This window comes from Opitutales bacterium, from assembly GCA_013215165.1.
Taxonomy (GTDB): Bacteria; Verrucomicrobiota; Verrucomicrobiia; order Opitutales; family JABSRG01; genus JABSRG01.
Genome location: JABSRG010000003.1, coordinates 45,554 through 60,009, shown reverse-complemented (window position 1 = coordinate 60,009; position 14,456 = coordinate 45,554). Strand labels below are relative to the sequence as shown.

Sequence of the window (14,456 nt, the reverse complement as noted above, 5' to 3'; positions counted from 1 at the left end):
AAATTAGTATTCATCCGCGTGTATTCGCGGATTACATCTCCCCACCAATACCTTTGCGGACCAGTTCGGTGACCAAGGCCGTCCAGCCGGTCTGGTGACTAGCTCCGAGGCCGCGACCGGTGTCCGCTTGGAAATATTCGTAGAAGAGCACGAGGTCTTTGAAATGCGGATCGTCACGGTAGAGCAGGTTTTTTCCATGCGCCGGGCGCGCGCCTTCCTGATCTGTTTCGAATATACGGTTGAGGCGGAGCGACACGCCGCGAGCTGCTTCGGTCAAGGTCACCCAATTTCCACTACGGGTAGGAAACTCGACCTTCAAGTCGTCACCGTAGTAGTAGCCATAGCGTTCTAAGGCCTCGATTAGGATGTAATTCAAAGGAAACCATATAGGCCCGCGCCAATTCGAATTTCCGCCAAACAGCCATGAATCCGACTCGCCTGGCGTATAGGCCACGCGGTGCGTCTCACCCGCTAGATGTAATTCAAATGGATGATCTTCGTGGTATTTTGAAAGCGAACGAAAGCCGTAGGGAGACAGAAATTCATCCTCATCGAACAAAACGCTGAGCACGCGTTCGAGGCGTTCGCGCGACGGTATAGCGAGCAGATGCCGACGCGCATCTCGCTCCGAACAATCCATCATAGAAATTTGGTCGTGCAGATCTGTCCGGTGATCGAGAAACCACTGCATACGCTTTCGGAAGCCGGGTAGTTTCTCCGTCACATCGTCGTCTAAAATCTCCACTGCCAACAAGGGAATGAGCCCTACCAGTGAACGAATACGGATGGGAATTTCGTGGTCCTGCGTGCGCAGCTTATCGCCGTAAAACCCTGTTTTCTCATCCCAAAGGCCGGTCTCGCCCACCGTATTCATGGCGTCTGCGATATTCATGAAATGCTCAAAGAACTTACTCGCCATCTCTCCATAGGCGCGGTCCTCCTGCGCCAATTCCAGCGCCATACTCAGCATCGTAGAACAATAGAATGCCATCCAGGCCGTGCCGTCGGCTTGTTGGAGTGAGGTGCCGTCGGGCAAAGGTTTAGAACGATCAAAGGCCCCGATATTATCCAGCCCGAGAAACCCGCCAGCAAAGAGGTTTTTACCGGTTTCGTCCTTCCGATTTACCCACCATGTAAAGTTAAGCGACAGCTTCAGGAAGGCATGTTTTAGGAACGACGTATCCCGATGCCCCCGCGGTCCGGTCATCTTATATACCCGCCAGACAGCCCAGGCATGAACGGGTGGATTCACGTCGCTAAAGTTCCATTCATAGGCGGGGATTTGCCCGTTCGGATGCATGTACCATTCGCGGAGCATGAGGGTGAGCTGTCCTTTCGCGAACCAGGGGTCGATCCGACAAAACGGGATCATATGGAAGGCCAAATCCCAAGCGGCAAACCAGGGGTATTCCCATTTGTCAGGCATACTCAAGACGTCGCGATTGAAGAGGTGCTTCCAGTCTTTATTGCGCCCCTGAAGGCGGCTTTCGGGCGGTTTCACCGTATCGGGATCTCCCTTGAGCCAATCGACCACGGAGATATGATAAAACTGCTTGGTCCACAAGAGCCCTGCATAAGCCTGGCGCTCGATGTTCTTGTCGTCCTCGCTGACATTCTGCTCGATAACCGCGGCATAGAAGGCGTCATGCTCGGCTTTGCGTCGGGCAAAAATAGCGTCGTAGTCGGCAAACGGATCAGCCGGAGCCTGCTTTTGTGCGGCCAAACGACAACGAACTGTGCGGCTCTCCCCCGGCGCAAGGTGCATGCGGATCAGCCGAGCCGCCTTAGTGCCACGCTGGGCGGGATCTACAGCATCCGGTTCCCCCTGAACTACAAAACGATGAAAGGCATCTTTCACGTAGGGCGTGTATTGCTCGCTGTTAAAGAGCAGGGGGTTGTTACTCTCATTGTCAGTAAATAGCCAGGGATCGCCATCCGCAGATTCTACCCAAAAGCGGAAGGGCCCGAGTGACTCATGGTTCAAGGTCAGTCCAGCATCATCAGCCATCTCAATTCGCGGCTTGAGCGTACAGCCCTCGTGCTCGCAGCCCCAAGCCCATGTATTTCGAAACCAAATGCTGGGTAACACAGTAACCGGGGCCGCATCGGGCCCACGATTGGTCACCGTGTAGGTGATCAAGATATCATCCGGTCCTTGCTTGGCGTAGGCGAGGTCGACATCGAAGTAGCGGCTCTCGTGGAAGACACCCGTATCCTCGATCTCAAACTCCAAGTCATTGAGACCGCGGCGGCTGTTCTCCTCCCGGAGCCAGGAATAGGGAAAGGCTGCCTGCGGATATTTATAGAGGGCCCTGGCATAAGCATGCGTGGGGAGCGAATCTAGGTAGTAGTAGAGCTCTTTAACGTCTTCGCCATGATTCCCCTCAGGACCGGTCAGCCCAAAAAGTCGCTCTTTCAGATGCGGATCCTGGTGATTCCACAAGGCTGGCGCGATGCACAACCGGCATTGCCGATCAGTAAAACCCAACAAGCCGTCCTCACCCCACCGATAGGCTCGACTGATTGAGTGTTCGTAGGGGAAAGCAGCCCAGGCATCCCCGTCTGCGGAGTAATCCTCCCGCACCGTGGCCCATTGTCGCTCTGCCAAATAAGGACCCCAACGCTTCCAGTTTTTCTCCCGCGCGGCATCTGCCTGCAAGCGTTTCCACTCAACTGTATCGATCAGGGATTTTTGATCCATTACGTGAACTTGAAGAAAAACAGTCGAAGCGCAAAGCACTTTTGAACATCCGCGAATGAACGCTTCATCAACAGTTTTCAGATAGCGATTTTCCACGCTAAGCCGCGCATTGCTAGCCACTGAAACATTCAATTAACCTTGAAAAACCAAATGCGCATTTCGGATTTTCAAGGTAGACAGGCTCACCTAGAAAAAAACGGATGCGTTGCAAGAGTCTCTGGAGAGTATCGATCACTGAAAATTAGCGTTCATTCGCGTGTATTCGCGGATCAATCCCATCAGACCTCCTCCGGTATCATATCCTGCTGATGGGACCAGAGTTGGGCGTAGTGACCGTTTTGGGCGATGAGGCCTTCATGAGTGCCGCGTTCGATGATTTCGCCGCGTTCGAGGACGACGATCTGATCGGCTCGGCAGACGGTGGACAGGCGGTGTGCGATGACGATCACCGTGCGGTCTGTCATGAGGTTGTCGAGCGCTTCTTGGATCTGGCGTTCGGTGATGGTGTCGACCGACGAGGTCGCCTCGTCTAAGATGATTACCGAAGGGTTTTTCAGCATGACACGGGCGATTGTCAGTCGCTGTTTTTCCCCTTGGCTCAAGCGGATGCCCCGCTCTCCAATCAGTGTATCCAAACCGTCGGGGAGACGGCTCACAAAGTCCCAAGCACAAGCGGATTTGAGGGCATCGACGATCGCTGCTTCCGTGGCATCCGGCGCGGCGAGCATCATGTTTTCTCGGACGGATGCATCAAAGAGAAACGGATCTTGGGAAACTACACCGATGTGTGCCCGGAGCTGGTTTAAATCTATTTCGCGGACGTCGACTCCATTGATGGTGACGCACCCTTCAGAACAATCGTAATAGCGCAGCACAAGGTTCGCGATGGTTGACTTGCCCGCACCGGTGTGCCCCACAAGCGCAGTCACCTTACCGGCAGGCACATTGAGCCCCATTTCCGGAAGAACGACGGCGCGGTCGGAATAAGCGAATTTAACGTTATTAAATTGGATATCAGCGAGTCCCGCTGGGAAAGGCTGCGGCCGCTCGGCATTGATAATCTCTAGATCGTGGTCAATGAGATCGAAGACGCGGTCCCCCGAAGCATTGCCAGTTGAAAAAAGCTGAGTCAGTTGGCTGAGCGAGCGGATGGGCTCGACGATCATACCGCAATAAAGAATGAAGGCAGTGAACTCACCAATCGTAAACCCGGGCGCCTCGGTCACCAGTAGGTAAGAACCGTAGCCAACGACTCCGACATAACCGAGACTAGAAATCCAAGACACCGAAGGGCCAAAGATCGACCAGCGATACATGCCGCGCAATGTATCGTTGCGGAGCGTTTCTGCCCGGTCGTTGAAACGATCGGTCTCGCGCTGCTTTAAGCCAAAAGACTGTATGAGCCGGTTGGCCTGAATGTCTTCGACGATCAAGGAGTTAAGTTGCCCTGCTGAGTCCCGCACCTTGCGCCATATCTTACGCGACGCCTTCGCATGGATGTAACTCATGATAAAGAGAGCCGGGACAGGGATAAACACGAAGATGGCGAGCAAGGGCTGCTGCGTAAAAATCATGACACTGATTCCCAGCACCATTAGGATGGCCGTCACTCCTTGTTCGGTGCCGTCAAGAAGGGCCCGTTCGAGGTTATTGACGTCGTCGATTACGGTAGAGGCTACGTCGCCTGACTTACGTTTGTCATAAAAAGAAATCGGCAAATCGAGGAGTTTGCCGTGCAACTGGCGGCGGATGTCGAGGAGGACTTTCTGCTCCAGTGTATTATTCACCCGGATGCGCAGACAGTTGAGGAGTTCGCGCGCACCGTAGCAGGCAAGCATCGTCAAAACTCCGATCAAAATCGCCCGTGTCCCCTCCCCGCTCATAATACGATCCATGACTTGGCTGATGACTTGGGGGACAAAAATTCCCAGCATCGTCATGCCGATAGCGAGCGCCAATGTAAGCGCAAAAGAGCCTTTGTAGCGAAAGAGGTAGATCGAAACACGTCGAATCGGACTTGGTTTTTTATCAGCCATACAGGCGCAACAAAGCAGGTTTTGGACTCGGGTCAATGAACCTACCAAATCGAACGCTATGTTAAATTTCCCGCCACAATCTTGACTTACCCTAACTTGGGCTGTGGTACACTGATGACATGGTATCGTCCGCAGATAACATTTTCCAGGCTTTGATGGGTGTCATTGACGACCGCAAGGCCCATCCAACCGAAAAATCCTATACTACAAGCTTACTCAGGAAAGGGCTGGATGAAATCGGTGCAAAAATAACGGAAGAAGCCGGAGAGGTGGTCGAAGCGGCAGCTGAAGCTGTTGAAACGCGTGCTGATCATGTGGCGCATGAAGCCGCGGATGTCATCTATCACCTCTTTGTATTATTGGCCCACACAGAAGTGCCGCTGAGCGCTGTCGAAGCGAAGCTTGCAGGACGCTTTGGCATTTCGGGTCTGGAAGAGAAAGCATCAAGAAGTCAGAAATAATTTTATGGACACCCATCTCCGCATTGGACTCCCCACCAAAGGGCGCCTCGCCGAAGACGCCTCAGGGCTGCTCAAACAAGCCGGCCTAAAATTCCGCCGCCAGGACCGCAGCTTATTTGCTAAGGTAAGCGGCCTGCCTATTGAGATCATTTTCCTGCGCACGGATGATATCCCAGTTCTCTGTGCGGAGAGTGCGCTGGATATGGGGATCACCGGTGGCGACTGCATTGAGGAAGCCGGGGTAGACCTGACGACGCGCCTGGCTCTGGGTATGGGTAAATGTCGCCTGAGTGTCTGTGTACCGCACGATTCGCCTGCGCAATCGGCTAAAGACCTCGGCAACGCACGGATCGCCACGAGCTTCACAAACGTTACCCAAAACTACTTCAATGGCCTCGGGTCTGAAGTGCATCTGGTACCTTTGTCGGGATCGGTAGAAATCATGATTTCCCTCGGTGTAGCCGATGCCATCGTGGACCTAGTTGAAACCGGCAGTACCCTCGTCGCCAATAAGTTACGTGTCTTGGAGGACATTGGCTCTTACGAGACCATGCTGGTTCAAAACAGCAACGTTCGCCTCCCAGAGATGGCAGACCGCATCACACGTCGGCTCGAAGGCGTGGTAATCGCACGCAGCTGGTCTCTCCTTGAATATAATGTGCCTCGAGAGAATCTCGAGAAAGCCTTCGAGATCACTCCAGGCTTCAATTCGCCCACCGTAAATCGCCTCGAACGCGATGACTGGGCTGCCATCCGCGTGATGGTAAAACGCAAAGAACTCAACTCTGTGATGGACGAGCTTGAAGCGATCGACGCTAAGGCGATTCTAGAGACTCAGATCAGTAATTGTCGTTTGTAGCGGAAACGCCGACCTCTAAGGGCATGAATTTCGAATGCCAAATAGCTCGTGAGGAGAATCTCGATGTCGTTTCGTCTATCCTAACAGAAGCGGCTCAATGGCAAAGAGAAAGCGGGGCACCCCGCTGGAAAGAGGAAGATCTTACGCCGACTCGTTTACGGCAAAAAGTAAGATCGGGAATCTATCATATCGGTTTCCGCTGCAAGGATCCAGCGGGGGTGTTCAGTCTAGAAAGCATCGATGAATTGTTCTGGCCGGGATTCAAAGACGGTGACGCGTTGTTTCTACACAAACTCGCGGTAAGGAGAAAGTTCGCCAAAACTGGCGTATCTTATGATCTCTTGAAATGTGCTCAAAAAATCGCGCTTGGGTGCGGAAAAAAGTATCTCAGGCTAGATTGCGACGCGAGCCGACCGCGACTGACGGCGTTCTATCGTGACTTTGGTTTTACTCAGGTGAAAAGTATCGATTTAGGAGGATATATCGCTGCCAGATTTCAGATCGAACTCGCCGTGGGCTCGTCGTTATAACCAAAATGCTCTCTTTTTTCTGGTAAAACTGAGCTAACTCGTTCTGGTAGAAGTGTCTACGCTGATGAATGCCCTATCAGAACGACCCATTGAACTCGAAGGCCTGAAGGTCTCCGTAGACTCTGTTGTCTACCATTACGACCCAGACATCTCTCCAGAGCCGGAGCGTCCGCACGCATTTATCTATTTCATCAGCATCAAAAATTTGTCCAACCAAACAGTCACGCTAGATCGGCGGCGCTGGATTTTGGGCTACCACGATGGGACGCGTGAGATCCTCGATTGTCCCACTATTATGGGCGAAAATCCCACGATTCCCCAGGGAGGGACTTACAGCTATAATAGTTACCATTTCGCAGAACGCTCCACCTACGTCAGCGGATCTTACCTAGGGCTCAGTATCGAGCTCCAGCCCATCTTCGCGCGTATCCCTCCCTTTTGGATGGAAGTGCCCGAGCCAGATCGGCAGATGGAATTAGGCATCTAGGGCGTGACCTGAATTGTGGGGCACATTGACGTTTTGTAGGGTGATCGCGAGAGCGATTGCCCTCGTGCGGATCAAAGCTCAAATCAAGCAATGGCTGTCACCATCACTCTAAGCTTCTAATCTGAGCCCCCAATCAGTTTTCTAGAAATCTGGTTAGACCCTGGCATTTAGCCAGCTGTGCCTCTCGCTTGACTTGGCTCATCGGCAAGTCAGCTTCGAGCTTTTTATGCGGTTTACGGATTTGAATGGGCAAGGAGGTATCGGTGCAAATGCATCGCTTATCGAGATCGGTCCCTACACCCTCCTCATCGACTCAGGAATCCATCCAAAGTTTTCCGGAAACGCCGCGCTACCTGACTTGGAAAAAATTCGAGATCGGGACGTCGATTTCATCCTCCTGACCCACTGCCACCTCGATCATGTCGGTTCTATCCCAGTGGCGGCGCGTCACTTTCCGCGAGCACGTATCCTGTCTAGCCGCGCAAATTGCCTCCTGGGCCCGCGCATGCTTCGAAATTCAATCAATGTGATGAAGCGACAAAAAGAGGAGCAGGATATTCCAGAATATCCTTTCTATAGCTTCCCCGAAGTCGAAGCCCTCGAAGATAGGATGGAGCCCTTGGCCTTTCACCGCACCTATATCTTCGATGATCGAGGAACAGATCTCGAAATAACACTTTACCCCGCAGGACACGTCGCGGGAGCGGCAGGTATGCGTATCACTTGCAACGGCGAATCTGTTTTCACCACGGGCGATTGTTTGTTCCGCGATCTCTTAATTCTGGGTGGAGCAGAATTTCCAGTAGACCCGGTAGACGTCATCATCACCGAGACCACGCGGGGCATGAACGAAGCAACCGCCAGCGCAGATCGCACCGAGGAATGGGAGCGCTTATTTGCTGAAACGCGTAAGACTTTTGAGCGCGGAGGGACCGTGCTCATACCGACGTTCGCATTGGGAAGAATGCAAGAAGTGATGACTCAGCTGGACGCTCGAAAAGACGAACCATGGCTGACAGACATCCCAATCTATGCCACAGGCCTAGGGATGGATTTGGTCAATTATTTCGACCAGATTTCAAAACGTATAGGCAACCTAGTCTTTTCCCGAAAGGTACTAAAGCGCCTCAAAGTCCGAACTCCTGATTGGAAATGGTGCCGTGGCAAACAACCTGGTCAACCGTCGCTCCTGCTTCTAAGTAGCGGCATGTTAGTCGAGAATACACCTTCATGGCGGGCCGCATCTGGAATCTTGGACAAACCACAAAACAGTATTTTCTTCATCGGTTACTGCGATCCAGATACCGCCGGTGGGCAACTACAGCGACAGCATGCTGAGGAGCCAGAAAAACCTTTCTTCTTCGAACCCCTTGAATACGAGTGCCCCATTCGGGCTGAAATTCAAAAGTTTGACCTTAGTGGGCACGCTGAACGTTTAGAGATCGCAAATTACGTCACTGAGGTTGCACCGAGCACAGTTATCCTCACCCATGGTGAGGCGGGTGCGCGGGATTGGTTTTCGGCTCACTTTAAACAGCATTTGGTCGACTCAACCATTATCGATCCAGCTCCCGGCGAAACTATAGAAATTCAAAAGACTTAAGCCTTTTCGGAATACGAAACCGAAACCTTTCTCCCAACCTACATGAAACACGCTCAAATCATTAAAACGATCCTGGCCATCTGCCTCCTAGCCTGGCTTCCGTCCAGTAATGCTCAACAGGAGACTCCAGAAATTGACTGGAATTTCTGGTTCCCTAACGGGGTAACCAACATAAAAGGTGAGCCAGTTGATATGGCTCGTCTGGAAAACAAGGTCGTCGGTTTCTACTTTTCAGCTCACTGGTGTCCCCCATGCCGTATGTTCACCCCCAAGCTGGTGAAATTCTATGAGGAGCACAAAGACGAGATGGAGATCGTCTTCATCAGCGCCGACCGCGATCAAAAACAGAAAGACAAATATTTCAAAGAAGATGGCATGAGCTGGCTCACCATTGAGCTAAACGGTGAAGACAGCAACCGGCTCTCAGGCGGTCTTCAGGTGAGCGGGATCCCCGCGTTATTTATCCTAAACAAAGACGCCAAGATCATCACTGCTCAGGGCGTTCAGGAGATTTACCAAGACCCCGACGTGGCTTGGCAGACTTGGCGCACTGAAGCTCTAGCACAGAAATAAGGGATTCTATCCCGCAAAGATTTAAAGCGACCCGTTTCTACCGGTCGCTTTTTTTGGGCCTGTCACGCACACTTTGCCCTTCAGGTATTGCCTCTTCGCAACGTTTCGCCGACTACTCTTCTACCCTAAGTAAGAAGCTGTGAGCCAAATTGATCCCAAATACATTGTCGTGGGCAACCTCTCGGATGACCCATTTGCCATCGATGTCGCCTTCGCAATGGGGCAACAAGAGGACGTCGCAGACATCATCAGCATGAAGATGTTTGCCAATACTGAGTTCTGCCCCCGTTTCATCTCAGACGAGCACGACTTTGAGCACATAGGTAATAAGCTTGAGGGGAAGAGCGTCATTATCGTGAGCGCGAGTAACCTGGTAATGAGCCGCCAAAGCATGACCATGCGGACGCTCATGATTGCCCGGGCCGCCAAGGAAAATGGCGCCGCCGAGGTCACACTGGTTGAGCCAGATCTCTATTACAGCGCCCAGGATCGCGGACCGCGCCCCTATCTCGGAGACCCTTCTTTAGAGCGCGAGGTCGAGGACTTGAAGAAATTTGACGGTCAGCCCTTCACAGCAAAACTCTACGCCGAGATGCTAAAACTGGCTGGGGTCGACCGTGTCGTCACTGTGCATAACCACTCTCAGTCAGTACAGATCATGTTTTCTCAGGTTTTTGAGGGACGTTTCCACAACCTCATCCCCTACGATATCTATGTCGACTACCTAAAAAATTCGGATATCCTTCAATACGGCAATGAGGGAGAAGGCCTAGTCCTTTGTGCCCCGGATAAGGGCGCGCGTGACTTTGTGAAGGAAGTCTACCGACGCCTCAACCTTCCTCGGGCCAAGTTTATTATGCTCGACAAAGAACGATCAGGAGAGCGCAAGGTAGACATCAAAATCCATCCCGAGAGCGAGGCGGATTTCGAAAGCATCGAGGGGCACGATATCGTCCTCTTTGACGATATGGTACGCACCGGCTCGACCGTCGTCAAAGCCTGCCAATTTCTCAAACAAGTGAGTCCTGGTAAAACCGTGTTCGCACTCACTCATTTTTATGCCAGTGAGGAAGGCCGCGTGAAATTGGCCCACACTGCGGTCGACGAGATCCTGACACTCAACTCGATACCGACCATTTTAAATCGTGACGTCCAAGGCCGCTTGAGAAAGAAACTCGTGGTGCTAAAAATCGAGAAATGGCTCGCACTGAAGCTGTGCGAAATTCTCGGCACCTGTGCTATCGATGCATCCAAAAGCCTGTATCAGATCGACATGTCATCCAAGAACAAGCGCTGGCGCCGCAAGATCTATGATAATGATCAACTGAAAACGTTAAATGGTATCGGCTAGCGCTGTTTCCTAGAAACGGGATCCTAAAGCCTTTAATTCAATTTACCAAGGGGCCAACCGACTACTGAGAATGTTTTGTCGAACTCATTCTAAAGTAGTCAGTCTGTGACTCCTCCAGTCAGTATATTTACACGCCAGCATCTGCTTCAAACGATCGCAACTCTGGCTGGCCTCATCGGTCTGCTTCCCGCGATGGCGGAGTCACCTTCAGAGGCCGATCCCTCCGAAATCAGCTATTTTTTCGATAACAATAGAATCGCTGACCTCACGCGTAGTGAACAGCTAAAAAGTGGCACATACCTCGACCTGGACTACGGCCTCGATGGATCAATCTGGGTCCGCTTGGCGGACGATGAAGTAGCCCAGATTACTTCTGCCAGAATCCGGGTTTTTGATGAGGATCATGGCCTCAAACTGAATACACTAGACCGGCTCGTTGTTCTTGAAGATGGGACTCCTTGGGTGGTCTCGAATGGAAAAATCCTTGCCCTCAATGGAGATCAATTCGAACCGCCTGCGGGGCTTGAACAACAGGGTCTAAAGGGAGAAGTCGTAGACGTCATTAAGGCTTACCAGAATCAAGTATTCATCGTCACCGAAAATGATCCGGACAAGTTTGCCCTCTATCAAATCCGAGGTCACGGAGTGAATGAGATACGTCTCCCGCACCCTAACTTTCGTCCACGTGCAGTCGAAACTGATCGAGGCGTTGGATTTTTGGTCGCTGACAACAATTCAGTCTACAGAACCCAGAGCCGGGACGATGAGGTATATCCAGAAAAAGTCTTCGAAGCGCCAGACAATCACACTGTTAGCTTTCTACGCTCCCGTGACATGGGAGACTGCGTTTTGAGCATAGGTCCTATCGGCACGGTAGAACTCCATACGCATATAGGCCATAGGCGACAGAAAGACCTGCAAAAAGTCGACCTATCCACTTTGAAAATAGCCGCAATCGGAAGGGGTATAAATGGCGACCTAATTCTTTCAGGTTTAGATCAAAATGGGCATCGAGTATACAGAGTGCGCGATAGACGTATTTACCCGGTTAGCCCCTATATGCCGAGTAGGGCGAGGGGTCTCAGTGGGGTGTCGCAAGATAGCCAGGGTGCTTACTGGATATACGGAAGGATCACCTTATCCTCGGTTCTCGCAGAGGGGCAACTCAACACAAGCCTGATAGGCGACAGCCATCTTGTGGCTATCGACAAAACAGGAGAGGCTTGGTTGGACTATGAAGATCACCTAAGGTCCAGTCAGGGACGCATTATCAAAGGAGCTCTCATCTCTACAAAGTATAGTAAACCCTGGGCGATCGACACAGATCAGCGCCTTATTCCCCTCTCACATTCTGAAAAAACGATACGCCCTGAGGTGCACGGGATAGACGAAACCTGGAGAGTCTATGATGGTGGCTCTCCAGTCGCCTATCAACGGTCAGATGAACGTGTGCAAGTGCGCAATATCGCCCGATCCAAAGACGCTGTCCACATACCCTTACACCGAAAGCACGACCTCCTCTTCGTCGCTTACGCAGAGGACTACTACTGGATCATTTCCCTTTTCGATTCAGCCATCCACGTCCTGCGGTGGGACCCCATACTCAAAGAGGCATTTCAGCAAAAAATCGCAGAAACGAGCGTGTTCAGCCCGGAGAATCAGGTACGATTCTCCATCAATCAAAACCAAGCTCACCTGTGGACTGGAGACAGCTTTTTTGTTTTCGATAAGAATCTTCGGCACATACATGACCCTTTTTTCTCCGATGAACTCAGAATCACCAGCAGCCCCTTGTTTGCAAACGACGCCCAAGTGCTGATTCCCATCCAAGATAACGGAGGTGAATTTCGGCTTTGGATCAGTAATGCGGAGGGTGAACAACTCATTGATATTGATCACGAAAACTGGATGCCAAAAGCGGTTGATAACCAGGGCAGACTCGTTTGGCTCTCGCGCAATCGAGAATGGATCGGTCGCTCTTTCCTGGAAGACGGAGCCATAATCAATCCTATTGACATGCACCCCTTGAGAATCGTCCGAGATTCTATTCAACCCGGTAGTGGTAACGAACTATTCTTCAATGCATATATTAAGTCCTCACTCAAAGCATCAGCTGTCGCCTACACAGCCCAAGACTTCATTCCTAAAGCTGAGGTGAACATCTTGACCGAACTGGTAGGAGAAAAACGTAACGTTATCGCCCAAATCCAGGCTAACCGAGAGAACCTCCGGACTCAGCAAGAGGTCTCCATTCAATTTTCTTGGCGCCTCGACGGCGGAACTTGGAGCCCCTATCAATCTATGGGCGACGGCCGCGTCGAACTCGGTCCCCTAGATAAGGGGGATTACGAGATCCAGATACGGACGAGGAACCAAGACTTCATTGCGAATCCGATCGAGATACGTCATCCATTCGAAATCTCCCCGAATCCGCTGCAAGATTCCCGATGGTTCACACCGACTGTCTACGGTATCGGAGCTCTCTTCTTGGTCTTGATGGTCCTCCTGATGCAGCGCGCCTGGGCCGCTCACCATGCCAATAAAATTCTAAAAATGGAGGTCGATGCCCGACAACAAGCGCAAATCGATCTCATCGATATCAACGAAGATCTGGAAAAACGCGTCAAACTCCGAACACAAGAGCTCGTCTTTGCTAACGAGAGCCTGAAGAAACAGGTAGACGAACGTAAGCAGGCTGAAGATCGCCTGAAAGAATCGCACACTGCGCTGATGACATCATCCAGGCAAGCAGGCATGGCAGAAATCGCTACGGGCATCCTTCATAACGTCGGCAATGTTTTAAACAGCCTCAATGTGAGCCTCGAGATGATCAAAACCCGCACTGGGCGCGAAGATCAAGCTCGTGGCCTCGAAAAGCTATCGAAACTCATAGAAGATCACACCGATGAACCTGCTTTCCTGACCGCCAACCCCAAGGGCAAAAAGATCCCTGAATACCTAAAACGCCTATCTCAAAACGCCCAGTCTCATACGGATGAATCGAACGCATTCATCATCGAGATGACCAAGAAAGTGGATCATCTAAAAGAAATTGTCTCTGCGCAGCAGGATTATGCTAAAGTGGCGGGAGTCATAGAGAGTTTCGATTTAGGGGAAGCGGTAGACCAAATGCTCAAGCTCAACGAACACGATCTTAAGGACGATCATATCGAGGTGACGCTCAATACCCGTGACTGTCCTGATATCCAAGCTGAGCGGCCTAAAGTTCAACAGATCGTTCTAAACCTCATCCAAAATGCTCAATGGGCCTGCAACCAACGTTCGAGCATCCCCAGCCGCATCGATATTCGAGGCTATCTACTCAATCCCCAAACGATAGCTATCGAGGTTAAGGACAATGGCATTGGCATCAACCCAGAACATATTCGCAAAATCTTTTTCCATGGCTTCACCACACGTGAAGACGGTCATGGATTTGGCCTACACACTGCCATCAACATGGCTTCGGAAATGCAGGGAAAGCTCGAAGCATTTAGCGATGGCCAGAATACCGGATCGACTTTTCGCCTTAGCCTACCCCTTGAGCTCAAAAACAAGAAGTCTAATGCAGAAATCAAGGAGTGGACGCATCCATCTGGAACGAACGGCTCCTTGGATTCTCACACCCATGCCAATAGTATCCAGGAAGCGCTCATGCGCTCCTCAAGCCGCTCTCGCTGATGGTTCTCGAGAGCAATTAAGAAACGATACTCCCGGTTAGGAATGCGACCGGACCCATTGCATAATCTGAGTTTAACTCAAATCTCACGTGGAGAGTGATGGCGACAGCCATTGCTTGAGTTGAGCTTTGACCCACCCTACGGCAATCGCTCTTACGATCGCCCTACAAATCAT

The 14,456-nt window shown here is 51.5% G+C and carries 10 protein-coding genes; 8 read left to right on the top strand and 2 right to left on the bottom strand.

What is annotated here, in order from left to right; all coding sequences use genetic code 11:
- Positions 1–31: 31 nt before the first annotated feature.
- Both HRU10_00325 and HRU10_00320 read right to left on the bottom strand, forming a co-directional pair.
- Complete coding sequence (locus HRU10_00325) at positions 32–2,701, bottom strand: glucosidase (GenBank protein ID NRA25679.1); 2,670 nt, start codon at positions 2,699–2,701, stop codon at positions 32–34.
- Between the two features lie 278 nt (positions 2,702–2,979).
- On the bottom strand, positions 2,980–4,737 hold the full coding sequence (locus tag HRU10_00320; protein ID NRA25678.1) for an ABC transporter ATP-binding protein: 1,758 nt from the start codon (positions 4,735–4,737) through the stop codon (positions 2,980–2,982).
- A 119-nt stretch (positions 4,738–4,856) separates the two neighbouring features.
- On the opposite strand from HRU10_00320, the gene hisE reads away from it, so the two are divergent.
- The 8 genes from hisE to HRU10_00280 all read left to right on the top strand — a co-directional run bounded on the left by hisE (position 4,857) and on the right by HRU10_00280 (position 14,282).
- Entirely contained in the window at positions 4,857–5,198 is a 342-nt protein-coding gene (gene hisE / locus HRU10_00315; protein ID NRA25677.1) for a phosphoribosyl-ATP diphosphatase, read from the top strand.
- A 4-nt stretch (positions 5,199–5,202) separates the two neighbouring features.
- Complete coding sequence (gene hisG, locus HRU10_00310; protein ID NRA25676.1) at positions 5,203–6,057, top strand: ATP phosphoribosyltransferase; 855 nt, start codon at positions 5,203–5,205, stop codon at positions 6,055–6,057.
- 23 nt (positions 6,058–6,080) lie between these two features.
- Entirely contained in the window at positions 6,081–6,587 is a 507-nt protein-coding gene (locus HRU10_00305) for a GNAT family N-acetyltransferase (protein NRA25675.1), read from the top strand.
- Positions 6,588–6,651: 64 nt separating this feature from the next.
- Positions 6,652–7,074: an ApaG domain gene (locus tag HRU10_00300; GenBank protein ID NRA25674.1), complete on the top strand. Its 423-nt coding sequence runs from the start codon at positions 6,652–6,654 to the stop codon at positions 7,072–7,074.
- Positions 7,075–7,300: 226 nt separating this feature from the next.
- A complete protein-coding gene (locus tag HRU10_00295; GenBank protein ID NRA25673.1) occupies positions 7,301–8,677 on the top strand; it encodes an MBL fold metallo-hydrolase in 1,377 nt (458 codons plus the stop codon).
- 42 nt (positions 8,678–8,719) lie between these two features.
- Positions 8,720–9,250: a redoxin domain-containing protein gene (locus HRU10_00290; GenBank protein ID NRA25672.1), complete on the top strand. Its 531-nt coding sequence runs from the start codon at positions 8,720–8,722 to the stop codon at positions 9,248–9,250.
- 217 nt (positions 9,251–9,467) lie between these two features.
- Positions 9,468–10,601, top strand: coding sequence for a ribose-phosphate pyrophosphokinase-like domain-containing protein (locus HRU10_00285; GenBank protein ID NRA25671.1), 1,134 nt, complete (start codon positions 9,468–9,470; stop codon positions 10,599–10,601).
- A gap of 105 nt (positions 10,602–10,706) precedes the next feature.
- Positions 10,707–14,282 (top strand): hypothetical protein, encoded by a 3,576-nt coding sequence (locus HRU10_00280; GenBank protein NRA25670.1) that lies wholly within the window; start codon positions 10,707–10,709, stop codon positions 14,280–14,282.
- Positions 14,283–14,456: the final 174 nt, after the last annotated feature.